Below are 21,687 nucleotides of genomic sequence, written 5' to 3'. Positions count from 1 at the left end.
TACATTGAATAAAAAGATTTTAGTAGTTGATGATGAAAAAAGTATTGCTACAGCAGTATCCTATGCTTTCAAGCGCGAAGGATATATTGTAGACACCGCATCTGACGGTGAAGAAGCACTTGAAAAAGTAAAAAGCTTTCAACCTGACGTGATGATATTGGATGTGATGATGCCGAAATTAACCGGCTATGAAGTATGCCGAAAACTTGAGAATCGAAGAGGAATGGGGATTATCTTGTTAACAGTTAAAAATGATATCGTCGATAAAGTTCTAGGCTTAGAGTTAGGCGCAGATGATTACATGACCAAGCCTTTTGACGTAAGAGAACTTGTAGCTAGAGCTAAAGCACTTGTTCGGCGAATGGAAAAAAATGAAGCTCCTGAAGCTGTGGGAGAAATCACGGTGGGAAAAGTGAAGGTGAACTTAATTCAGCGCACGTTACATGTTGCCAATGAGTTAGTTAAGCTTACACCAAAGGAGTTTGATCTTATTGCTTTATTACTTGCCAATTTAGAGAGAGTGTACACACGAGAAGATTTACTAGATCTTGTCTGGGGAATGGATTATGCAGGCGGTACACGTACGGTAGATATTCACATGCAGCGCCTTCGAAAAAAAGTAGGAGAAGCAGAGCCTTATTTGCTTCAAACGGTATACGGGGTTGGATATAAAGCGACAGCAGGGATCAATGAATGAAAATCAGCCTAAAAGCTAAGATGGGACTCGTTCTTGCTTTTTTAATTATTTTAACAGTAACTGTACTGAGCGTACTTGTGTTAAAAGGAATTGAGACAAATCAGCGTGATCAGCTAGAAAGTGAACTTATTCAAAAAAGCAAAGCAGCCGAGCAGACGATTCATCAAAGTTATGTAACCGGTGACCCGTCTCTGAATACAGATTCTTTTCTTCAGCAAAAAGGACAGCGCCTTGCATCTTCGATTGCATCACAAAGCGGAATGCAAACAGTCCTATATAATCAAAAAGGACAGGAAGCAGGAAGCTCTATTCCCATCGGCCAAAAAGATGTGGATGTTTCTGATACGCTTAGCTATGCTTTGAAAGGAAAAATAGCCTATCAAATCTCGGGTTCTTCCCTTATTTACTTCGCACCTGTGTCAATCGATAATCAATTTATTGGAGCCATTCGTTTTGACCATTCCCTAAAAAATAATCAGCAGTTTATAGCTGATATTAGGCACTTATTTCGTATGGGAGGAATGATTGCAGCAGCAGTAGCTTTTTTAATTGGCTACGCTTATTTTTACCGCATTGCTTCGCTCATCGCTACGCTTCAAAAAACTTCACAGCAGATTCGAAAAGGCCATTATTTAACTGATGTACCGTTCAAACGACGCGATGAACTTGGAGAGCTCAGTCAAGGCTTGTTTTTTATGAGTACGTCGATTGAAAAAAATATCGATCAAATGAATGAAGAAAAAAGAAAGCTTGAGTTTGCTATTTCGAAACTGCAGTCTCTTGAACAGCAGCAAAAGCAGTTTATCGGTAACATCAGCCACGAATTTAAGACGCCTTTAACATCGATCAAAGCTTATGTTGACTTACTTGATATGTATCGAGATGATCCTCAGCTTATGGAAGACGGCGTGCAGAATATTCGTAAAGAGACGAATCGCCTTCATGAAATGGTAGATAAAATCTTAAAGCTTTCAGCGCTTGAAAAATATGATTTCGAGCAGCGGCCAGAGCAAGTTGAATTGAAGCGGCTTCTAGAAGACATATGCGATCGTATGAAAGGAAAAGCAGCTAAATTTGATTTGACTCTTCATACAAATATTAAAGAAGCAGTTGTTTGGGCTGATCGTGAAAGTTTAATACACATTTTTATCAATTTAATTGACAATGCTATTAAATATAATGAACCAGGCGGAAAAGTGGAAATAACGTCTTACACTTTAGAGAATTCTATTATTGTGGATGTAGCTAACACCGGAATAGGGATTCCACCCGAAGCAGAAGAGAAATTATTTCAACCATTTTTCACCGTAAATAAAGATCGGTCGCGTTTATCCGGAGGTACAGGCCTTGGCTTAGCATTAGCCAAAGATTTAACTGAAAAACAAAAAGGCGTTATCAGGCTGCATCATTCTGACTCTAAATGGACGATTTTCAAAGTGTCGTTTCCTTTGAAAACAGAGAAATGAGTTAGCTAAAAGGAGTGAACCGTTATTGAAACGGTATAGATTAATGATATGTATAGCAAGCACTTTTCTTATTTTAACATCATGCGGACAAAAAGAAAGCCATAGAGAAACCGTTGAAAAACCCGACAAGAAAATTACTATATTGGACCAAGTAGATAAAGATGGAAAAATAGAAGTGAAAGATGTTCAGGATATTAACGGCGTAAGGGCGTTTCAATTTTTAAATGAAAACACAATGATTGTTAGTAAAGAAAATAAACAATTTCGTTCGCACGATTTCGGTCCCAAAGAGGTATATGCACAGAATCTAGCTACTTATAATCTAAAAAACAAGTCTACTTTTGTGTTGCATCCAAGCAATGAAATTCAACATGCGGCGAAGCTTTCTCCGAATGGTGATTATCTTTTTTATAAAGTAGCAAAAGGCGAAGATACATTTGGTTATATAATGAACCTTCAAACAAAAAAAACGGTTAAAATAAAGAATGTTCTTCTCTATCCATCAAGCGGAGAGTGGCTTAATAATTCAGAAGTAATGTTTATTACAATGGAAGGAAAGCTTTCTAAAGCAAATGTAAAAGGAGAAGCAGAACCTCTGTTGCACAGAGACGATCGAATCTTAGATGCAGTTAAAGGAATAGGTGGCATTTATTATATTGGTGTAAACAACCAGCTTTTTTTTCTTCATAACGAACAGACGAACCCTGAAAAAATCCGAGATAATGTGATTTCTATTATCCCGTCTCCAAACGGAAAACAATTAGCACTCGTTCAGCAAAAAGATGCCCAAACGAGAACGTTGTCTATCACAGATTTAAAAGGATCAGAGGCCTTTCAGCTTGCTCTGTCCACTCAAATTTTTGGCGTAAGCTGGTCTCCCGACGGTTCGAAATTAGCCTATAACTTTATTTCTGAAAAAGAGGGAGATAAAGGGATATTCATAGCAGATGGATTAACAGGAGATGTTACACACTTAAACGTAAATTTAGACTATGCCGCTGATCAGCTTGCTTGGAGTCAATCAGGAAATAAACTAGTTGCATCGAGCTTTACGCAAAATCAAGTTCATACGTATATTATCTTTTTGAAATAGACTGCTTAGGCAGTCTATTTCTATTTTTTTCACACCTTACTTTTTTTAGAGTGTTTACAAGTTTGAAACAACTGAATAACAGACAGAAACATTTATATTTTATCCTTTCTTTATAGGCTTTTGTAGCGCATCAAAAGCCGCTTGAAAGGAGTAAGACATCATGAAATACTTTTTATTCATTTGTTCTTTAGCTTTTACGCTGATGATAGCAGGGTGTGGCACAAACAATTCTTCATCAAAGCCTGCTAGAGAATTTACAAAAAATGGACAGGCTCAAGTAGACGAAACAGTGGTAATAGCCAATCCAGAATCGGTTACAGCTTTAGTTAATAAAAAGCATCAGCTTCCTGAATCCTATCAGCCTTCCGATTTAGTCTATGCCGACGTTCCGTTTATCTTCAACGAAAAAATAGAAAAACGAATGCTTAGAAAGCCTGCAGCACAAGCGCTTGAAGAACTTTTCCGAGATGCTGAAAAAGAGGGAATCAGCTTACTTGGTGTATCCGGTTATCGATCTCACGAGCGTCAAAAAGAGCTTTTTGCATTTTACGCAAAGCGAGACGGAGAAGAACAAGCACGCACCTATAGCGCCTACCCTGGAACAAGTGAACACGAAACGGGACTAGCAATCGATGTCACGGGAGGAAGCGGAATGTGTGCTGCCGCAGACTGCTTTGCTGCTACATCAGAGGCTCATTGGCTTTCAAAAAATGCGTATCAATACGGATTCATTATTCGATACCCTGAAGGTGAAGAACAGGTTACCGGCTATAAATACGAACCATGGCACCTTAGGTATGTAGGGAAAAAAGCAGCTGCATCCATTTTTAATCAATATGCAACGTTAGAAACCTATGCAAGTAAGAAAAAAGCTTAATCAAAAGTTCTATAACTGGAGAAAGAAGGAAAGAAAAATGAAAAGTCAGGTTTATCACTCTCACATATGATACAAACTGATACTATAACATGCTTGCTATAGAGGAAGGGTATCGATGTATAAAGATATTGCGATTGAACTGATATGTGGATTTTTAGCGCTATTTATTATGCTGAAGCTTTTAGGTAAGACGCAGTTTGCTCAAATCACCCCGTTTGACTTTATTACCACGCTTGTCCTGGGAAATATTGTGGGGGACGCAGCTCTTGAAAAAGGAGTAGAGTTAACTGAAATTCTTTATAGCGTTTTGATTTGGGGGCTTCTGATCTACGCAGTGACAAAGCTATCTCAAACCTTTACAGGATTTAGAGGGATTCTTGAAGGAAAGCCTTCAATGATTATTTATAAAGGGAAAATCCTTTATAAAGAGCTTAAGAAAAACAACTTGGACTTGAATCAGCTTCAGCATCTAATGAGACAGCAAGGGTATTTTTCACTGTATGAAGCAGAATACGTCATTTTAGAAACAAATGGAGAGGTGAGCGTCGCTCCTAAACACGAATTCGGCCCTCCGACGAAAAATGATTTAAATATCCCTTATTCTCAAACCAATTTACCTATTGCCTTAATCATGGATGGAAAAGTAGTGCCTGGTAATTTGAAAGAAGCAAACGTAGATGAAAAATGGTTGAAAAAACAGCTTGCAATCAAGAAAATTAAAAAATACAGCGAAGTTTTTTATGCTGAATGGCAGCAAGAGCGAGGACTAGAAATAACAAAATTCTAAAAACCCTTTCCTTAAAAGAAAGGGTTTTTAGCTTTCTTTTAATAGCTTAGCAAAATCTTCAATCGTTGTAGAATACGTGACGTAAAGACGGGGAATAAGATAGTTTTCATTTTTTTGTCCGCTCTCAGTGAAAGATTTTGGAATCGTTGAAAGGCCAAATGTATAATTCTTTTTTGTTTCTTCCACTACGCGGCTATTGACCTTTCCGTAAGGGTAAGCAAGAGCAATAACGGGCTGGCTCGTAATGGCTTCAATTTTTCGTTTTGAATCAGCTAGCTCGTAGGATAAATTTTTCGTCTTAGTTAAATCCGGATGAGTAGCGGTATGAGACTGAATAGAAAAAAATCCTGAATCAACAAATTTTTTTAAATCCGCTGGCGACAAACGGTTGGGACGGCCGATAAAATCTGAAATCACAAAAATTGTAGCCGCTGGATGAAATTGAGGGCTGGCTGCTCTTTGAAAAATGGGCAAGATAGTAAGATTATTTTTATATCCATCGTCAAATGTAATAAATATAGGTTTTTTCACACGCTTTAGTTCCTGCCATTTTTCAAATGTTAGCGGCGTATATCCTTGCTTTTTAAGATAAAGAAGTTGTTTCTCAAAATTTTCAGGCGTCACATACAGTTCTTTTTCCCCGTGGCCTGTGTAGGCATCAATAGAATGGTAAATCAAGACAGGCACTTTCACTTGGCTAAAAGCGGGGGAAGGGAAAATAACAGTTAGCACTAAGATAACAAAAATCGAAATTTTTCTCATAACAATCCTTTCTATTGCACAGTGGTGACGAGACTGTTTTAGTATGTCAAAAGAAAAGGAATGTATAAGCCAAGCTTTCCTTTTTTACAAATATAAGCCTTCTTTTTTAAATATTTTATGCAGAACCAAGTGCTCAGCAGAGTTCACAACTGCAAACTGTTTTTTGGAAAGAGAATGGGGAGAAAAACGCATTAACTTAGTAAAGTCTGACGGCAGCGTAGTAGATGAAACATCAGTAGAGAGTATAGGGGCAGACAAAGGTGTTTTCGAGCCGATGTGAAAACCCCAATCTCCAAAAGAAGGAATAATGGTGTGGTAGCTCAACGTATAAAACTGAGAAGCTTTCATCGTCTTATTAATGCTCCAAAAAACGATAGGTGTGTCTCTAGGAGAATTTGACTGACATACGACCAAGCCGCTGCGCGATAGTGAACGATGGAGAAGTGCGTAAAATTCTTTTGTATAAAGAGCACTTATTTTTTTGTTAGTAGGATCAGGAAAGTCAATAATGATGATGTCATAACACGCTGAATTCAAAGAGAGGTAGTCAACAGCATCTTGAATATGAACGGTGACACGAGAATCTTCAAATGAGCGTTGATTTAACTTCTTTAATTCTTCTACATTCATCGCAGCATTTACAACGTCAGCATCTATTTCCACTAGGTCTATTTCTTTAACTTCTTTATATTTAAGGACTTCTCGTAAAGCTAAACCATCTCCACCGCCTAGAATAAGAATGCGGTGAGGACGTAAGGAAGCTGCAAAGATAGGGTGTACAAGAGCTTCATGGTACGCATGTTCATCCAATGAACTAAATTGCAGCTGTTCATCCAAATACATTCGAATATCCGATGCTTTAATCAGCTGAATATCTTGAATACGGTTTTTTTGATGAAACAAAATGTCATGCTGGCCTGATAAGAGTTGCTTTAGACTAACGTGATCTGAGTCATCTCCACGATTGAGAAGACGAGTGTTTTCAGCATGCTGACGATTTTTTGTTGGAGTTTCGGCGTATTGAATTCCGCGAGAAATCGAATACACAACAGCTTTTTTTGAAGCTAATTGCTTCAGCAACGCATAACCAATTTCAATTATTTTTTTGTCTCCGCACGTATAAAAATCTAATGAAGCGTAGTTTTCCTCCGGCCACGTATGAATAGACAAGTGAGAGGTAGCTAATACGAGAATGCCTGTAATGCCTTGGGGCGTAAACTGGTGAAAATAACAGTGCAAAACTTCCATCTCTGCATCTAGTGCAGCTTCAACAAGAATTCTCCTTAAGAGTGAGGGGTCGTTTAATATCCCTTCATCGCATTCGAACGCATCCATTAGCAAGTGTTTGCCTTTAATATCCACTACTTCAGCCTCCTTTTTGAGCATTATTTTCACTATCTTATGAAACTTTTTCAAAAAAGAAACGTAAGCACGTTATTTTATGAATATTTTCGGGAAATAACTAGTTACCTTCTCATAGAAAAGAAGCTGGGACAGACGTATTTTCGGTGAAGGAAGATCCGAACGATCAATCGAGATTCTTAACGGAGAATTCAACTCGTTCGGATTTTTTCATTGTGATGGTGAACGTAGATTTACCGTATGTAATAGCTGTTAATTGGAGGGCAAGGCAAAGACTCCTGCGGGAAAAGCGGAACAGGTGAGACCCCGCAGGAGTCTAAGCGAAGAGGAGGCTCATTGGCCGCCCCCTGAAAGCGAAGTCTTGTGCGGAAATTGACAGCACTAGCTTACTTATCCAATTTGTTCGTCTTTACATTCGTCTTTACATTGGATTGATTTCGTTATGTCTCAATCTTTCTACTCTTTATCAGTATTAAACCAGCCTTTTCGCTTGAACCATAAAATTAACCCCACCGTTATCAGTCCCATGAAGCCAAGCACAAAGAAATAGCCATAGTGCCACTTTAGCTCAGGCATATTTTCAAAATTCATTCCGTATACGCCAACGATAAAGGTAAGGGGAATAAAGATAGATGAAATAACAGTCAGTGTCATCATGATTGAATTCATCCGGTTTGAATTAAGAGAAAGATAATTATCGCGCATATCAGACGTCATTTCCCGATTTGATTCAATCATATCGGCTAATTTTAATAAGTGGTCATAGACATCTTTAAAATACCTTTTTTGTTCCGGATGAACATCTAGGCGTTCAGAATTTATAACACGGTACAATAAGTCGCGCATGGGCAAAATGGTTCTTCTGATTTTTAGCAAATCACTTCGAAGTTTGAATACATCTTCCATTAAAACAGAGATGGATTTTTTTGCATCTATGTTTTCTATATCATTCAGCTCATCTTCAATCTGATATACAGTGGGGAAATATTCATCTACCACTTTATCCATCACAGAATACGCAAGATAGCTTATCCCTTTTTCTTGAATCGAAGGTGTATGAAGCAGCTTTTCCCATACTTTATCAATTGCAGCTGACGGGTGAAAATGAAAAGTAACCATATAATTTCCGCCGATAAAAAGGTCAACTTCTTCAGCTTCTAACGTTTGACGATTTAATGAATGAAGGACAAAAAAACTGTATCCTTCATAATAATCGAGTTTTGGGCGCTGCAGAAAATGAAAGCAATCTTCAATCGCTAACGGATGAAAGTGAAAGGATGATTGAAGCAGCAGCGCTTCTTCTTCAGAAGGGCAGTTAAAGTCAATCCAATAGTACTGAATAGAGGGATCGTGAATCTGACCTAATTGTATATGCTTCACAAGTATGTCATCGTTCGTAAGAGCTAACGTTCGTATCATTTGAAAACTCCTTTGTGTTTTTATAACTATTTTCAATGTAGCATAAAATCATAAACTACACGTATTTAAAAGAATAATTTTCTTTCTTCTCTTTTTATAAAACTAGTAAGGGTGAAAAAGTTGAATTATAATGATAGCAGTAGCTGGTATGGAAAGGGGAATCGTTTTGAATAAAAATGAAGCACTTCGAATGTTTTTTTTAAAACATGCGGATCAACTGACGGAAGAATGGTATGAAAGCATTGAAGACAATGACCCAGAATCAGTTTATGCATCTACTCATCCGGAAGTCATTTCAGTATTAAAAGATCAAAATAATGAATTCCATTTATACATAGCCGATGTATTTATAAAAAGTGAAAAAGAATTTTTTGATTCATTTGAAACGTGGATTTTAAAGATTGCGGAAGACGGAGAGCATGTAAGAACGCCTATTCATTATATTATTCGAGAATTTTTCCGAGTTAGAAAACAGTATTTAACGTATTTAAATCAATTTGTAGAAGAGTACGAGCAAGATATTACGCAAGAAGAACTAGACGAATGGAACGAATTGATTGTACGCGTGTTTGATATCACCGTTTATAAATTTGTAGAAGAGCACCATCAGCATGCAAAGAGGTTACTTGAAGCACACAAAGAGCTGATCAATGAGCTGAGCTCGCCAGTTATTCCATTAAGCGATCATATTGCGATTCTTCCGCTTGTTGGGGATATCGACACAGCAAGAGCGCGCCGAATTTTAGAAAATACGTTAACTCGCTGCGCTGAACAGCAAGTGAATCACCTTTATATTGATATTTCAGGAGTAGTTATTGTTGATACGATGGTTGCTCATCAGATTTTCCAGCTGATTGATGCATTAAAATTAATAGGTGTAGAATCAACTATTTCTGGGGTACGTCCTGAAATCGCGATTACCGCTTCTCATTTAGGTTTATCGTTTGAAAATATATCAACAAAATCAACCCTTGCTAACGCGATGGCTTCACGTATGAGGAAATAAAGCAAACAAGAATTACTTTTAATTCTTGTTTTTTTTATTCCAATTCATACTTGACATATAGGTTAAAGAGGTATTATGATTTTACTAATTTAATAAATAAAAAGAGTCGTATTACATACGCTACTATAAAAATGCATCTCTATAATTAGCGGACAAGAATTAAACAAACAATATGAAAACGCTTTATATAGAATACGAGAATATTTAGGAGGAAATAGAAATGAACATCTTATGGTTTTTCCCTACAGCAGGCGACGGACATTATCTAGGCACAACCGAAGGAAGCAGAACAAGCGACATTCACTACTTAAAGCAAATCGCACATGGACTGGATTATCTAGGATATGACGGCGCTTTGTTGCCCACTGGTTCAAATTGTGAAGATTCATGGGTGATTGCATCGGCACTTGCTTCCGTTACGAATCGACTGAAGTTTTTAATTGCACTTCGCCCGGGTGTAATGTCTCCAACACTTTCAGCACGGATGGCTTCGACATTTGATCAAATGTCAAACGGCCGACTTATGTTAAATATTGTGACGGGAGGTGATCCCGTGGAGCAAGCAACGTACGGTAACTATTTAAGCCACGATAAACGCTATGAGTTAACAGATGAATTTTTAACGATTTGGCGAGATGTAATGGAAGGAAAAAAAGTGGATTATAAAGGAGAGTATGTTGATGTAACAGGCGCGTACATTCCATCGCCTCCTATCCAAAAACCGTATCCTCCGCTGTACTTTGGCGGGTCTTCTCCAGCAGGAAAAGAAGTAGGAGCAAAGCATGCAGATGTATATTTGTTATGGGGAGAACCGCCTGCGGTGATTAAAACAAAAATTGATGAGATGAAAGAAAAAGCTGCAAACGAAGGCAGGGACATTCGCTTTGGTATTCGCCTGCACGTTATTGTAAGAGAATCGGAAGACGAAGCGTGGGAATCTGCAGATAAATTAATTAAACATGTTAATGATGATACGATCAAAGCGTTTCAAGATAAGTTTGCCTCATTTGACTCCACTGCCCAAAAAACACAGTCAAGTTTGCACAGCGGCACAAAAGATAGAGGTGCACTGGAGATTGCTCCGAATCTATGGGCGGGAATTGGCTTAGCACGAGAAGGTGCTGGCACTGCTCTTGTTGGAAGTCCTGAAATTGTAGCGGATCGGTTAAAAGAGTACAAAGAGCTAGGAATTGATACATTTATTTTATCAGGCTACCCGCATCTAGAAGAAGCATATACGTTTGCTGAGCTAGTATTTCCACATATCCAAAAAGAACGAAGCAAGAGATAATTCTTGCTTCGTTCTTTTTAAATCGTAAAAAAACAAATACCCCAGTTGACTTATAGGAATTATAGTTGTATTATAAAGATAGTTCATTTAGTCAGAAAATTTGTGATAAAGGGTGAAGAAAATGGAACGTTATGACGTAATTCAAGGCGCAGAATCTTTTTATTATAAAGGCAACGACATTGGTATACTTGTTTCTCATGGATTTATGGGGACTCCTCAAAGTATGGAATATATCGGAAAAGAATTAGCTGAAAAAGGTTTTACTGTGTACGGTTTACGACTAACGGGACATGGTACTCACTACTATGATATTGAACAAACAACGTACCAGGAATGGAAGCAAGACTTTTTAACTGGGTATCAGCGTTTGAAGCAAGAATGCCGTCATGTATTTATCTTGGGTCAGTCCATGGGAGGCACTCTTACCTTTCATACAGCAAGCCAAGGATTAGACCTTGACGGAGTTATTGCAATCAATCCGGCTATGACGTCCATTCCTTCAATGGAGCCTTATCGCTCTCGTCATACGCCTCGTTATTTAAAAGAAGAGCATCCTGATATTAAAGATCCAAACGTACATGAAATTACGTACGATAAAGTACCCGTGCGCTCTATGCGTGAGCTGCTTTCTTTAATGGACGAAACAAAAGAACGCTTATCTTATGTAACGTGCCCTGCTTTAGTACTAACATCAACAGTTGATAACGTAGTACCGCCTGAGAATTCAGCTTATATCTTAAGCCATATTCAATCAGCAGAAAAAAGACAGCACATGCTTCGAAACTCTTACCATGTTGCGTCGATGGATTTTGATAAAGACACAATTGTTGCACAAACGGCACAGTTTGTACAAGCAACAGTTGCCAAAAAAAAAGTGCATGAGCGAATTTTTTAATTTTTAAATTCGCTCCGTTTCTTTTTTACTTCAAGTAAGATAAAATGAATCTTGAATGAAAACAAAGGAGTGTACATACATGATTCATTTAGAATGGAACGATCGTCCAACAATTAAACAAGTAAAATGCATACATACAGATGCAAAAAAATTCGTGGTTGAAAATGTCTTAACAGCAGGAAAAACATATGATGTGAAAAACGAAACAGAAGAGTTTTATTTTGTTGTTGATAACACTGGCCAAGTCGGCGGCTTTTATAAAGAATACTTTGAAGGCTAAACAAAAAATCATCGTCTCGGCGATGATTTTTTTATTACAATAATTACTTGGAGCTTTTCTTAATGAAAACGAATGAACATACTTTTAAAGAAAAATTCCATATATCTAATCATTTCGAAAAAAAGCTTTATGATAAAAATAGGATGTAAGACCCAAATTCTTCCGTTTCTTGTTCTGATTAAAAGGGTAACTGACTATAAATACCCATGACAACAATTATTTTACAATGTAAAATGAAAGCGACGCTTAACAGAAAAAGGAAAAGAGGAGGTCATACGATGAAAAAGCGTAATACAGCAGCTTTTACATTTTTAGCATGGACAGCTTTTATTACAGCACTATTAGCTATGTTTATAGGAATTTATACCTTAGATGCATCATTACCGGTAAAAGGTTATTATGCCGTTGGAACTTTATACTTAACAATGTCTGCTTTTGTGCTCCAAAAAACCATTCGTGATAACGAAGAAGATACGGCGCACGAACGCAAATATGACAAAGCAGAAGAAGAATTGTAGAGCTAAAAAAGAGCATTTTTTTAGCTCCTTGAAAAATATCCCCATTTTTGGGAGATGTTTTTTTATATAAAAAAACAGGGAACTTGTCACTCCGTGTCGTATTAATAAAGAAGGAGGCGATTGAATTGACACAACTAATGATTAATAACGTAAATTTTCACGTTGATATGTTTGAAGAAAAAATGATTACTGATGCGAATACAGGTGAAGAGTTGAAAAGGCTAAACTTTTCTTTTTCGGTTGTAGGCAAAGCAGCTTATGATAAATATGATGCATTTTTTGAGGATCCGTATTTTGAAGTAACAAATATGGAGACAAAAGAAACGCTAACACTAAAAAACATTTCGCATAGCACATTTTATCAGTCACCTGAAATTACAGATCATACGAATATTGTTTTCAGGGTGAAGCTGCAGCAAGAACCTGTTAAAGCAAAAGAACAAGTGAAAAATGAACAGCCAACAGAGAGCACCGTAAACGAAATGCTTTTATCTAGAATAAAGTTTAAGGCTCTTGTCGAAATACTTGAAGAAAAAGGACTTCTAACAGAGAAGGAATTGTATACTAAAATTGAAGAAGTAGCAGAACGAGATTTTGATATTCTGCGAGATGAATTAAGTCATTCTAAAAAAGAGGTAAAAGCGTAAAAATACCCCACTCTGCAGGGGGATTTTTTATTTATATCCATTAATGTATAACCCTTTTGATAAATCGTTCATATATTACATCATGATGAAAATAAAAAGGGTGAGGATAATGCCGATTGTTATTAATCATGTAGTGATTCCAAACGTTACAGGAGGAGTCGTTACGTTTGGCGATACGTACTATGTTTCTCCAAAAAGTAACAGTAAAACTGCACAAGGTTCAGGGTCTTCAAATACAGGAATTTGTGTAAATACAAATTCAGGACTTTCTAATACAAATACGCTCGATCCCGATGGTTCTGATCAAAACGGATTCGGAAACGGATAAAGAAAGAGATATTTTACTCTTCTTTCTATACGCCTTTTCAGTATTCGTTCTATCCGTATTTTATGCCTTCGTTTGCACGTCCAATTGGATTTGTCGTTTCACCTGATGGAGCGATGGACAACTGGCGGGGCAAAAAACCATCTTGGTGGGGGGAAATCACGCCTTCAGCAGGCGTTTTTCCTCCCATTACCCAGTATTATACGGGCAGTTTAGTTCCTTATAGTTTAAGGAGCTATTATTAATATAAAAGAGAAGTTCAGATTAAGCCACATTGTTAGCGTCTATTTCCTGAAAATAGGCGTTTTTTCCGTTTTACTTGATTCAAAGTTATTTTTGCTGAATAATAAGGAAAAGAGAAATTTTAGAAGTAAGCTGTAAGTAAGGAGATGTTCTATCATGACAGATAAATGGAGAGTTCATAAAATAAAAAGCGATTGTGAACCTTGGCTATTTTTAGAAGGCTGGGAAAAAGATATTATTGAAACTATTGAATTTGAAAAAAAAGAAGAAGCGCTTCGCTACTATGCGATGATGATTTATGAATTTCATCAAAAATATGCAAGCGTGCGTAGCGATGAACTAGCGCTTTTTAGCTTTTGGAACGAAGGCGAAAAGGAATTTTGTGAAGCCTGTGATGATGATCTTCAAATCTTCCACGGTGTTTTATTCGCTAAAAACGACGAAGTCTATCCCTTAGAAGAAGATGAAGAAGGATTAAAAATACTTCGTACTAAATAAAAACGTCCAGCTGGGCGTTTTTTTTATATAAAAAATGAACGATTTCAATCGCTAAAGCGTCATATAGGTGATGAAACAAAAAGGAGGGGTGACCGCTTTGGAACAAGATGATTTCATCCTTGTCCAAAAAGCATTACAAGGTGATGATGATGCCTTTTCATTATTATTTCAGCGCTATCATTCATTTTTATATAAATACCTTTTAAAGCTGACATTAGATGAGGACTTATGCAGTGAATTGTGTCAGGAAGCAATGATGAAGTGTTACGTGAATCTTTCTTCATACAAAAATGAAGCAAAGTTTTCGACTTGGATGATATCCATTGCTTCAAGACTGTACATGGATTATTTGCGTAAGCAAAAACGGGAAAAAAGCAGTCTCCAGCGAATAAAGCAGTCTTTATCGCACCAGCTTCAGTGGAAAGCTAAATACAAAGGAGTGGAATGGAGCGAGATGTTTTCCGATTTTAACGAACTCGATTCGCGCTTTCGAATTCCTGTCTTGCTTCGACATTATTACGGATATACATACGATGAGATTGCCCATATGCTGAATATGCGAGCAGGAACCGTCAAATCAAGAGTAAATAAAGGAGTAAACATACTGAGAAAGGAGTGGAAAGAATGAGAGAAGAAAATAACAATCAGTCCTTACATTCTTTAAAAAAAGATTGGGAGCAGCTAGAGAGTTTAGCAAGTCATGAACGTATTTCTCTTCATGCAATTCAAGAACAGCTTCTCATTCAAAAACAAAAGCAGAAAAAAGCTTTCCGGAAAGAGTTATGTTTATTTACATTAACAGCACTTGTTATTTTAACGGTAATGGCAACTGCTATTTTACAAATACCTGCCTTATTTATCGCCATTGAAGTAATTGGGATCATTGTTGCTCCTATTTCTTTTATCGTCTTTCACTATAAACGAAAAAAGGAGATGTTTTTATAATGAATGAAAAATGGATTCTTGTGCTGTTTATTTCACCATTTCTCCTTCTTCAAAGCTTTCTACTTTTTATCAATGCAAAAAAACGCGGCGCTCATCCATGGTTTTGGGGAATATGGGGACTGATTCAAATTCCAATGCCAACGCTGTTTTATTGGTTTTTTATTATTTGGCTGCCAGCACGAAGAAAAAGGGGGATGTAAATGAAGGACATTAACTGGTTGTTAATTGCTCCAATTCTATTCTTACAATTGCTTTTAATGATTCCAGCATTGATAAGCTGCATAAAGCAAGAAGAGACAAACGGGCCAAAATGGTTATGGGGACTCATCATTTTATGTGTAAGTACAGTTGGCCCTGTTTTATATTTTGTTTTAGGACGTAAAAAACAGTGAGGTGGAACTAAGATGTTTATGCAAGTAGAAAGACTGACAAAAGCGTATCGTAATATAACTGTTGTGAATAACCTTTCATTTAATCTCGACAAGGGAAAATGTGCAGCGTTGTTAGGCCCTAATGGTGCAGGTAAGACGACTACTTTGCATATGATTGCAGGTCTTACTGCACCTAATAAAGGGAAAATTTCTTTTGAAGATAAACAGCATCAAGACGTACGATCATTTATTGGCTTTCTGCCACAGCATCCTACGTTTTTTAATTGGATGACGCCTCAGCAGTATTTAACTTTTTTAGGTCTTTTATCTAACATTTCAAAAAATGTGCTTTCCCACCGAATAGATGAAGTACTTGAAACTGTAGGTTTAAAAGGAAAGGAAAAGCAGAAAATTGCTGGCTTTTCTGGAGGAATGAAACAACGTTTGGGCTTGGCGCAAGCCTTGTTACATAAACCTGAACTGCTAATTCTAGATGAACCGGTTTCGGCTTTAGATCCTGAAGGCAGAAAAGATGTCCTAATGATTATCGAAACATTAAAAAAAGATACGACCATCCTTTTTTCAACTCACATTTTGCATGATGCAGAACAAATATGCGATAACATTATTATGATTAAAAACGGACGTATGAAATGGAATGGAACAAAGAGTTCGCTGCGCCAAGAGTTTACGACTCCTGCTTTTACGATTGAAACAGAAGAAAGGCTCCCTGGATCACTTAGCAGTCTGCCAAGTGAACAGGTGCTGTTTCATTCTCCTTATAAAGCCACTGTAGGTGTAAAAGATACATCTCAGCAGCAGCAACTGCTTCAACTGCTTGTTGATCAACAAGCAAACCTTGTTTTATTTGAACGAAAACAGCATTCTCTCGAAGATGTGTATCTAGAGGTGATGAACAAATGAACACATTTGGAGTCTTATTTAAAAAGGAACTGCATGAATTATTTGCGAACGGCAAAGGAATTTGGCTGCCAATCTCTCTAATTTTACTAGGCATCACACAGCCTTTAACGAATTATTATATGCCACAAATCATTAACATGGCAGGGAATTTACCAAAAGGAGCAATTATTCAACTTCCTACGCCCACCGGTCAAGAAGTAATGCAAGGTGTCCTTTCACAATATAGCACAATAGGAACTTTACTGATTGTACTAGCAAGCATGAATATAATTTCAAATGAACGACAAAATCATGCTGCTATACTTGTTATGATGAGACCGGTGAGCGTCATTCAATACATTATGAGTAAATGGGCTGCGCAAATCGTACTGGTCATTGGCTCAACGTTTATAAGCTATATAGCAGCATGGTATTATACAAATCTTTTATTTTCATATGTGGATTGGACTCATATGCTAGTTAGCTTTCTTTTATACAGCCTGTGGCTGATTTTTATCTTGTCCGTTTTAGTGGCAGCTGGAACATTTCTTTTACAAAGCGGAGGAATTGCTGGAGTAAGTATTTTGATCATTGCGTTACTTTCATTTTTGAGTACTTTGTTTACGAATCAATTAAAGTGGAGTCCTGCAGCGCTGTCACAATACGCCGCTCGTCTGCTTGAACAATTGCATTGGTCACAAAGTGTCACCTATACCGTAGTTGTTACGTTAATGAGCAGTTTTTTTCTTTTAATCGCTGCTGTTCATAGATACAAAAAAGTGGAATATGTATAAAAAGACTTCTTTAACGAAGTCTTTTTTCTAAGGGATTAATTTGCAAATCCATGCAATATAAAGAGCAGCAGGTACTAAGAGAATTTGGGCACATACTGTCCCGCACAAACGAGAGATGACGAGTGTACCAACCATTTTATTCATAGATTGCTTAGTAGATTCACCTTTCATTACCTTTTCAGTTAAAATGGCTACTTGCGGATCTACAAACACAGCAAGGGTAATCATCGCTAGTCCGTTAATAAGACCAGAAGACATCAAAATTGATTTAGAAAGAGTAGGCTCGAGCGTAGAAGCATAAAGAGTGGAAAGAACACCTACTGTATAAATGGTCGTAGCCATTAAATTTAAAAGAAGCAACCGCTTGGGCACTCCGCCTATTCGCAGCTGAGACAGCATAATCCACCTAGGACGCTTCACGTGTTTTTTTGCTTTTTCCAGCGTATGTATGGAAGTAATGTTTTTCATCATTTTGGGTACAGATCCCGCTACTTCTAAATGTGAAATCATTCGGGAGAAAATTGATACAAAGCTAGGAATTAAAAGAGCACCTGCGATTGTACCAATAGAAGCCGCGAGCAAGATAGTTTGAAGCTGATGAAGCAGAACGGGCAAATCTTCTTTAGACTGAACCGCATCTCCTAATTTACCGGTCAGCGGAGCTTGCACCATATTAGCTGTTCTTGACACAATGACAATAATATTAAAAAGAGATAAAGCCACGACTAGTTTTCCAGTTTTTAAGCCCGCAAGCCTCACAGAGTAGGCTAGTGTTTCAATCATATGAATAATTCCTACAAACACACAAATAATCAGTAATTTTTCCATCATAATAAGCAAGTTCCTTTCTTTGGTATACGCACTTCCTTATTATGTATAAATTTGGTTCATTTGTAAATAAAAAGCCGCTTGCTACCAAAAGTAGCAAGCGGCTTTTTATTATCGATGCTGGTTAATATCACGCAGTATATCTTTGCTAGCCTGATAATCTTTTTCTCGTTCTTTTTCCACCTGTAGACGTTTGTCTAGTTTACGGCTATATTCAGCATACCCCACGCCGTGAGAAAGCTGCATGGCCTTTTCCATTTCTGACGTGTACGTTAGGTGAAGTGCGATAATGAATCAATCCTTTCAGCATTTTTCACTTGTGGCACATGTATTGCTGCTCAAGTGTTTGGATGTTTATGATTCTTAAAGTCTTTCTAGAAATCTTTTTCCCTGTCGCTCTGGATCTAAACATCAAATGATTAAAATTTCATAACATTCCAGGTAAAAGCCTTTTTTTCTTGCGTAGTATCCCATATAATAGCAAGAACAACGTTTTTAAAGGAGTTATATATGAACAATACAAAACGAGTATGGTTTGATTTACTTTTTTATATCGCTATTCCTTACCTAATATGGAACCAAGGAAAAGACATTATTGGTGATTACTATGCCATTTTGCTTTCAACAGCACCAGCATTTGTGTATACCATTTATACATTTATTAAAGATCGCCAGTTTAACGTAACAGGATTGTTTATTGTCATTACGCTGCTGGCACGTACTATTATTGATTTAATTTCTGGGAACGCAGCAACGATGTTAAACAATCAAGTATACTTTATGATTGGACTGGCTGTAGTTGTCCTTTTTACCATTGTGATAAAAAAGCCAATTGGTTTGTACTTTTTTGTAGATACGGCTTACTTAATGGGCTATAAGCGAGAAGACTCTCTAAAACTCTTCCACCAGCCTGATTTATTCAAAATGATGAACTGGCTTACAGTACTGTTCGCAGGTCGCTATGTATTTTTAGCAATTGTAAAATACGTATTGATTCAAAAGTACGGAGTAGAAGGGTACGGGAACATGATTGTATTCCGTCAGGCTGTTACGTGGGCATTCTCCATTTTAATTGCCGTCTACACGTATTTTATCTATAAAAAAATTCAAGATAAAACAGGGATGGATAATCCAATGAATCCAAATGTAAATGAATGAAAAAGAAGCGTGCGTTTAACTAACGTACGCTTCTTTGTTACAAAACAGTGAACAGTGCACGAAACGCTAACATCTCATTTAAAATTAATAGTAAACTAACGCTATTAAGAACGGGATGAAAGTAGGTCAAGAAATGAAACTTTTATTAGCATGTCAAAAGCAACCTTATCGGATTTTAGAAATGATTATGGTGTTTTTTACCTTAATTTTTGTCGTACTGTCGTTCTTCGATTACCGTCAGCTGTTTTTTCTTGTGTTTACACTTGGAATTGTATTTGCTATTCGAGCGTTTGAAATGCAAGAAGGAGAGAAGAAGACTCAAGGAAACGTCTGGCTGCTTTTTGGTGTTGTAATGATTTTGCTAGATATTGTTTTATTTGTTGTATATGCCATTAATCGATCGTAAATGAAGAAAAAAAGCTTCCGCGCAGAGGGATACCTCTAGATACGGAAGCTTTTTTGATTAAGGAATCATCCATGATAATACATTAGATTGTAAAAATGTTAGTACGCAGACAATCAGCAGTAAAAATAAACTGTGTTTCACCGTAAAACGAAGCAAATCGGACTCTTTTCCAGCCAACCCAACCGCAGCACAGGCAACGGCGATGGACTGGGGGGAAATCATTTTCCCGGTTACTCCCCCTGAAGAATTTGCTGCAAGAGCAAGAAGGGGGTCCATTCCAATAGACGTGGCCGTAATTTTTTGTAAGTTGCCGAACAATAGGTTGGCCGATGTATCTGATCCTGTAATAAAAACACCGAGCCAGCCGAGTACAGGAGAGAAAAAGGGAAATAACGCGCCTGTTTTAGCTAGCAGTAGTCCTAAGGTTGTACTCATTCCAGAAGCATTTGTCACGTAAGCAAATGCCACAACGGACATAATGGTAAGCAGCGGCAACGCTAATTCTTTGCACGTCTCGTTAAACGTAATGAACCAGTCTTTCCAAGAGATGTTGACGATAAATTTTGTGACAACAGCAGACAACAGGATAGCTGTGCCGGCAGCGCCTAGTAATTCTAACTTATACACTGCCGCAATCGGTTCTCCATTTCCATTTAAAATTAAATTATTTAACCAAGGTACTTCTGGCATAAACGTTAAATAATGTCCGATGGAATTGATAGCGCTCAAAAAAGCGTTAGCTCCTTCATAATGTCCTGTCAAAGCGGTTTTAATTTGAGGAATTCCCCATATAGAAATAAAGATCGTTAAAATTAAAAAAGGTGACCACGCCTTTGCAATTTGAGCCCCCGTGAATGTAGGTTGATCTTGAGTTTCTCTTGGCTCAGCCGAAGCGGAAGCTACTTCATGTGCTGCTTTTTCAGATTGAAAGCGAAACGTTGTTTTCGGTTTCCAGAATTTTAAGAAAATAGCAAGCGCAAAAAGTGAAACGAGTGCCGATAAAATATCGGGAAGTTCCGGTCCTAAAAAGTTAGAGCTGACAAACTGGGTAAGGGCAAAAGAGATGCCGGATACTAAAATAGCAGGGAGTACTTCTACTGTTTTCTTAAATCCTGCCATTATAAAAACTAAATACAGCGGAATAAATACAGAAATAAAAGGAAGCTGGCGGCCTACCATTTTAGAGATTTCCATTGCCGCTACTCCAGTAGGACCTTCCATAGCCGTGATAGGAATACCAATTGCACCAAAAGCAACGGGTGCTGTGTTTGCTAATAAACATAAGCCAGCAGCATACAGTGGATTAAATCCTAAACCTACCAGCAGAGCTGCTGAAATAGCAACAGGTGCGCCGAAACCAGCGGCCCCTTCAAGAAAAGCCCCAAACGAAAAAGCAATCAACAAAGCTTGAAGTCTGCGATCTTCTGTAATAGATACGACAGAGGTACGAATAATATCAAACTGACCGGTTTTTACGGTTAGTTTGTAAAGAAAAACGGACGTAATGATAATCCATCCAATCGGCAGTATACCGTATACAGCTCCTTGACTAGCCGACATAAAAGCCATGCTAGCCGGCATTTTGTAGGCAAGTATTGCAACGGCAAGTGCGACCAGTAAAGTTGTAACCCCAGCCATATAACCTTTCATTCGTTTAATAGCCAGAGCCCAAAAGAAGTAAAGAATAGGAATCAAAGCGATTAATGAAGACCAAATGACGCTGTTTCCTACAGGGGTGAACTGCTGTGTCCATGTCATAACTAACACCTCATTTTCAAATTAGTGAACTACAAATTTAGTAAAACAAAACAATCAAAATTACGATGATAAGGTCATCTGATGACTTATGTAAAAATGAATTCGCTTACATTATATTCTAATCCTTTTAGGATAGGCAAGTGCCAAAAGAAACTTTTTTCAAAAGAAGGGACATTTTTTTATTGATATGAAGAAAATATTGGTTGAAAATCCCAAGAATAGGTGATTTAATGATTGTAAGCGCTTAAAATATATCTTTTCATCTATTCTACTAATTATCCTTCTTATTAATCTACTACTTTTAGTCGTATTATATGGAGCACTTCTTTCTGTTACTAGTGAAACGTTGTTTGCTATT

At 37.4% G+C, this 21,687-nt stretch carries 28 protein-coding genes; 21 read left to right on the top strand and 7 right to left on the bottom strand.

Going from position 1 to position 21,687, the window contains the following annotated elements; genetic code table 11:
* Positions 1–4 precede the first annotated feature (4 nt).
* The 5 genes from OK414_RS15745 (at position 5) to OK414_RS15725 (ending at position 4,920) form a co-directional block, all read left to right on the top strand.
* Positions 5–697 carry a response regulator transcription factor gene (locus OK414_RS15745; protein WP_043981650.1) on the top strand — a complete coding sequence of 231 codons (693 nt, stop codon included), beginning with the start codon at positions 5–7 and terminating at the stop codon, positions 695–697.
* Positions 694–2,163, top strand: coding sequence for a sensor histidine kinase (locus OK414_RS15740; protein ID WP_263045192.1), 1,470 nt, complete (start codon positions 694–696; stop codon positions 2,161–2,163). Before OK414_RS15745 ends, OK414_RS15740 begins: the two co-directional genes overlap by 4 nt.
* Positions 2,164–2,188: 25 nt before the next feature.
* Complete coding sequence (locus tag OK414_RS15735) at positions 2,189–3,256, top strand: TolB family protein (RefSeq protein ID WP_095379382.1); 1,068 nt, start codon at positions 2,189–2,191, stop codon at positions 3,254–3,256.
* Between the two features lie 160 nt (positions 3,257–3,416).
* Positions 3,417–4,133 (top strand): M15 family metallopeptidase, encoded by a 717-nt coding sequence (locus OK414_RS15730; RefSeq protein WP_095379384.1) that lies wholly within the window; start codon positions 3,417–3,419, stop codon positions 4,131–4,133.
* 115 nt (positions 4,134–4,248) lie between these two features.
* Positions 4,249–4,920, top strand: a complete 672-nt coding sequence (locus OK414_RS15725; RefSeq protein WP_013057585.1) for a DUF421 domain-containing protein — start codon at positions 4,249–4,251, stop codon at positions 4,918–4,920.
* Positions 4,921–4,947: 27 nt separating this feature from the next.
* Here OK414_RS15725 and OK414_RS15720 read toward each other — a convergent pair whose 3' ends face one another.
* From OK414_RS15720 to corA, 3 genes are all read right to left on the bottom strand, one after another.
* A complete protein-coding gene (locus OK414_RS15720) occupies positions 4,948–5,682 on the bottom strand; it encodes a polysaccharide deacetylase family protein (RefSeq protein ID WP_053215320.1) in 735 nt (244 codons plus the stop codon).
* A gap of 84 nt (positions 5,683–5,766) precedes the next feature.
* Complete coding sequence (locus OK414_RS15715; protein WP_034650992.1) at positions 5,767–7,044, bottom strand: polyamine aminopropyltransferase; 1,278 nt, start codon at positions 7,042–7,044, stop codon at positions 5,767–5,769.
* Positions 7,045–7,500: 456 nt separating this feature from the next.
* On the bottom strand, positions 7,501–8,463 hold the full coding sequence (gene corA / locus OK414_RS15710) for a magnesium/cobalt transporter CorA (protein WP_263045191.1): 963 nt from the start codon (positions 8,461–8,463) through the stop codon (positions 7,501–7,503).
* Between the two features lie 130 nt (positions 8,464–8,593).
* Here corA and OK414_RS15705 point away from each other — a divergent pair, with 130 nt between their 5' ends.
* The 7 genes from OK414_RS15705 (at position 8,594) to OK414_RS15675 (ending at position 13,428) form a co-directional block, all read left to right on the top strand.
* Positions 8,594–9,469: an STAS domain-containing protein gene (locus tag OK414_RS15705; protein WP_080743169.1), complete on the top strand. Its 876-nt coding sequence runs from the start codon at positions 8,594–8,596 to the stop codon at positions 9,467–9,469.
* 220 nt (positions 9,470–9,689) lie between these two features.
* On the top strand, positions 9,690–10,760 hold the full coding sequence (gene ssuD / locus OK414_RS15700) for an FMNH2-dependent alkanesulfonate monooxygenase (protein WP_216875571.1): 1,071 nt from the start codon (positions 9,690–9,692) through the stop codon (positions 10,758–10,760).
* A 121-nt stretch (positions 10,761–10,881) separates the two neighbouring features.
* Positions 10,882–11,655: an alpha/beta hydrolase gene (locus OK414_RS15695; RefSeq protein WP_034651000.1), complete on the top strand. Its 774-nt coding sequence runs from the start codon at positions 10,882–10,884 to the stop codon at positions 11,653–11,655.
* 79 nt (positions 11,656–11,734) lie between these two features.
* Positions 11,735–11,935, top strand: a complete 201-nt coding sequence (locus OK414_RS15690) for a DUF6501 family protein (protein WP_013057578.1) — start codon at positions 11,735–11,737, stop codon at positions 11,933–11,935.
* A 278-nt stretch (positions 11,936–12,213) separates the two neighbouring features.
* Positions 12,214–12,453 carry a YiaA/YiaB family inner membrane protein gene (locus tag OK414_RS15685; protein WP_013057577.1) on the top strand — a complete coding sequence of 80 codons (240 nt, stop codon included), beginning with the start codon at positions 12,214–12,216 and terminating at the stop codon, positions 12,451–12,453.
* A gap of 125 nt (positions 12,454–12,578) precedes the next feature.
* Positions 12,579–13,100: a hypothetical protein gene (locus tag OK414_RS15680; RefSeq protein WP_047932394.1), complete on the top strand. Its 522-nt coding sequence runs from the start codon at positions 12,579–12,581 to the stop codon at positions 13,098–13,100.
* A gap of 109 nt (positions 13,101–13,209) precedes the next feature.
* Positions 13,210–13,428, top strand: coding sequence for a spore germination protein (locus OK414_RS15675; RefSeq protein ID WP_013083687.1), 219 nt, complete (start codon positions 13,210–13,212; stop codon positions 13,426–13,428).
* A gap of 49 nt (positions 13,429–13,477) precedes the next feature.
* Here OK414_RS15675 and OK414_RS15670 read toward each other — a convergent pair whose 3' ends face one another.
* The gene (locus OK414_RS15670) at positions 13,478–13,615 is read right to left on the bottom strand and encodes a hypothetical protein (protein WP_160309924.1); all 138 of its coding nucleotides are present in this window, start codon (positions 13,613–13,615) and stop codon (positions 13,478–13,480) included.
* Between the two features lie 209 nt (positions 13,616–13,824).
* Here OK414_RS15670 and OK414_RS15665 point away from each other — a divergent pair, with 209 nt between their 5' ends.
* The 7 genes from OK414_RS15665 (at position 13,825) to OK414_RS15635 (ending at position 17,179) form a co-directional block, all read left to right on the top strand.
* Positions 13,825–14,166, top strand: a complete 342-nt coding sequence (locus OK414_RS15665; protein ID WP_013083686.1) for a DUF1033 family protein — start codon at positions 13,825–13,827, stop codon at positions 14,164–14,166.
* Between the two features lie 97 nt (positions 14,167–14,263).
* Complete coding sequence (gene sigY / locus OK414_RS15660; RefSeq protein WP_013057572.1) at positions 14,264–14,794, top strand: RNA polymerase sigma factor SigY; 531 nt, start codon at positions 14,264–14,266, stop codon at positions 14,792–14,794.
* Entirely contained in the window at positions 14,791–15,111 is a 321-nt protein-coding gene (locus OK414_RS15655; RefSeq protein WP_016764613.1) for a YxlC family protein, read from the top strand. The genes sigY and OK414_RS15655 overlap by 4 nt, the downstream gene beginning before the upstream one ends.
* The gene (locus OK414_RS15650) at positions 15,111–15,311 is read left to right on the top strand and encodes a hypothetical protein (RefSeq protein WP_013057570.1); all 201 of its coding nucleotides are present in this window, start codon (positions 15,111–15,113) and stop codon (positions 15,309–15,311) included. Before OK414_RS15655 ends, OK414_RS15650 begins: the two co-directional genes overlap by 1 nt.
* The gene (locus tag OK414_RS15645) at positions 15,312–15,503 is read left to right on the top strand and encodes a PLD nuclease N-terminal domain-containing protein (protein WP_013057569.1); all 192 of its coding nucleotides are present in this window, start codon (positions 15,312–15,314) and stop codon (positions 15,501–15,503) included. It abuts the gene before it with no gap.
* Between the two features lie 12 nt (positions 15,504–15,515).
* Positions 15,516–16,406, top strand: a complete 891-nt coding sequence (locus tag OK414_RS15640) for an ABC transporter ATP-binding protein (RefSeq protein WP_034651012.1) — start codon at positions 15,516–15,518, stop codon at positions 16,404–16,406.
* Entirely contained in the window at positions 16,403–17,179 is a 777-nt protein-coding gene (locus tag OK414_RS15635; RefSeq protein WP_095379392.1) for an ABC transporter permease, read from the top strand. Before OK414_RS15640 ends, OK414_RS15635 begins: the two co-directional genes overlap by 4 nt.
* Before the next feature lie 27 nt (positions 17,180–17,206).
* On the opposite strand, the gene OK414_RS15630 is transcribed toward OK414_RS15635, so the two are convergent.
* On the bottom strand, positions 17,207–18,010 hold the full coding sequence (locus tag OK414_RS15630; protein WP_016764609.1) for a lipid II flippase Amj family protein: 804 nt from the start codon (positions 18,008–18,010) through the stop codon (positions 17,207–17,209).
* 108 nt (positions 18,011–18,118) lie between these two features.
* The gene (locus OK414_RS15625) at positions 18,119–18,265 is read right to left on the bottom strand and encodes a hypothetical protein (protein ID WP_014459567.1); all 147 of its coding nucleotides are present in this window, start codon (positions 18,263–18,265) and stop codon (positions 18,119–18,121) included.
* A 252-nt stretch (positions 18,266–18,517) separates the two neighbouring features.
* On the opposite strand from OK414_RS15625, the gene OK414_RS15620 reads away from it, so the two are divergent.
* Positions 18,518–19,165, top strand: coding sequence for a VC0807 family protein (locus OK414_RS15620; protein ID WP_013057564.1), 648 nt, complete (start codon positions 18,518–18,520; stop codon positions 19,163–19,165).
* A 133-nt stretch (positions 19,166–19,298) separates the two neighbouring features.
* Positions 19,299–19,571: a hypothetical protein gene (locus OK414_RS15615; protein ID WP_016764608.1), complete on the top strand. Its 273-nt coding sequence runs from the start codon at positions 19,299–19,301 to the stop codon at positions 19,569–19,571.
* Positions 19,572–19,628: 57 nt separating this feature from the next.
* Here the strand turns inward: OK414_RS15615 and OK414_RS15610 are convergent, their stop codons facing one another.
* Complete coding sequence (locus OK414_RS15610) at positions 19,629–21,329, bottom strand: L-lactate permease (RefSeq protein WP_016764607.1); 1,701 nt, start codon at positions 21,327–21,329, stop codon at positions 19,629–19,631.
* Positions 21,330–21,687: the final 358 nt, after the last annotated feature.

It is taken from the genome of Priestia sp. JV24, assembly GCF_025910025.1.
Taxonomy (GTDB): Bacteria; Bacillota; Bacilli; order Bacillales; family Bacillaceae_H; genus Priestia; species Priestia megaterium.
Note: the sequence above shows the minus strand (reverse complement) of the source record. Positions and strands in the feature narration are given on the sequence as shown.

Coding starts and splice junctions, on each gene's coding strand:
- OK414_RS15740 (WP_263045192.1), top strand. CDS start 694: ATGAAAATCAGCCTAAAAGCTAAGATGGGACTCGTTCTTGCTTTTTTA.
- OK414_RS15730 (WP_095379384.1), top strand. CDS start 3,417: ATGAAATACTTTTTATTCATTTGTTCTTTAGCTTTTACGCTGATGATA.
- OK414_RS15725 (WP_013057585.1), top strand. CDS start 4,249: ATGTATAAAGATATTGCGATTGAACTGATATGTGGATTTTTAGCGCTA.
- OK414_RS15720 (WP_053215320.1), bottom strand. CDS start 5,682: ATGAGAAAAATTTCGATTTTTGTTATCTTAGTGCTAACTGTTATTTTC.
- corA (WP_263045191.1), bottom strand. CDS start 8,463: ATGATACGAACGTTAGCTCTTACGAACGATGACATACTTGTGAAGCAT.
- OK414_RS15705 (WP_080743169.1), top strand. CDS start 8,594: ATGATAGCAGTAGCTGGTATGGAAAGGGGAATCGTTTTGAATAAAAAT.
- ssuD (WP_216875571.1), top strand. CDS start 9,690: ATGAACATCTTATGGTTTTTCCCTACAGCAGGCGACGGACATTATCTA.
- OK414_RS15695 (WP_034651000.1), top strand. CDS start 10,882: ATGGAACGTTATGACGTAATTCAAGGCGCAGAATCTTTTTATTATAAA.
- OK414_RS15690 (WP_013057578.1), top strand. CDS start 11,735: ATGATTCATTTAGAATGGAACGATCGTCCAACAATTAAACAAGTAAAA.
- OK414_RS15685 (WP_013057577.1), top strand. CDS start 12,214: ATGAAAAAGCGTAATACAGCAGCTTTTACATTTTTAGCATGGACAGCT.
- OK414_RS15675 (WP_013083687.1), top strand. CDS start 13,210: ATGCCGATTGTTATTAATCATGTAGTGATTCCAAACGTTACAGGAGGA.
- OK414_RS15670 (WP_160309924.1), bottom strand. CDS start 13,615: ATGGGAGGAAAAACGCCTGCTGAAGGCGTGATTTCCCCCCACCAAGAT.
- OK414_RS15665 (WP_013083686.1), top strand. CDS start 13,825: ATGACAGATAAATGGAGAGTTCATAAAATAAAAAGCGATTGTGAACCT.
- OK414_RS15655 (WP_016764613.1), top strand. CDS start 14,791: ATGAGAGAAGAAAATAACAATCAGTCCTTACATTCTTTAAAAAAAGAT.
- OK414_RS15650 (WP_013057570.1), top strand. CDS start 15,111: ATGAATGAAAAATGGATTCTTGTGCTGTTTATTTCACCATTTCTCCTT.
- OK414_RS15645 (WP_013057569.1), top strand. CDS start 15,312: ATGAAGGACATTAACTGGTTGTTAATTGCTCCAATTCTATTCTTACAA.
- OK414_RS15640 (WP_034651012.1), top strand. CDS start 15,516: ATGTTTATGCAAGTAGAAAGACTGACAAAAGCGTATCGTAATATAACT.
- OK414_RS15635 (WP_095379392.1), top strand. CDS start 16,403: ATGAACACATTTGGAGTCTTATTTAAAAAGGAACTGCATGAATTATTT.
- OK414_RS15630 (WP_016764609.1), bottom strand. CDS start 18,010: ATGATGGAAAAATTACTGATTATTTGTGTGTTTGTAGGAATTATTCAT.
- OK414_RS15625 (WP_014459567.1), bottom strand. CDS start 18,265: ATGGAAAAGGCCATGCAGCTTTCTCACGGCGTGGGGTATGCTGAATAT.
- OK414_RS15620 (WP_013057564.1), top strand. CDS start 18,518: ATGAACAATACAAAACGAGTATGGTTTGATTTACTTTTTTATATCGCT.
- OK414_RS15615 (WP_016764608.1), top strand. CDS start 19,299: ATGAAACTTTTATTAGCATGTCAAAAGCAACCTTATCGGATTTTAGAA.
- OK414_RS15610 (WP_016764607.1), bottom strand. CDS start 21,329: ATGACATGGACACAGCAGTTCACCCCTGTAGGAAACAGCGTCATTTGG.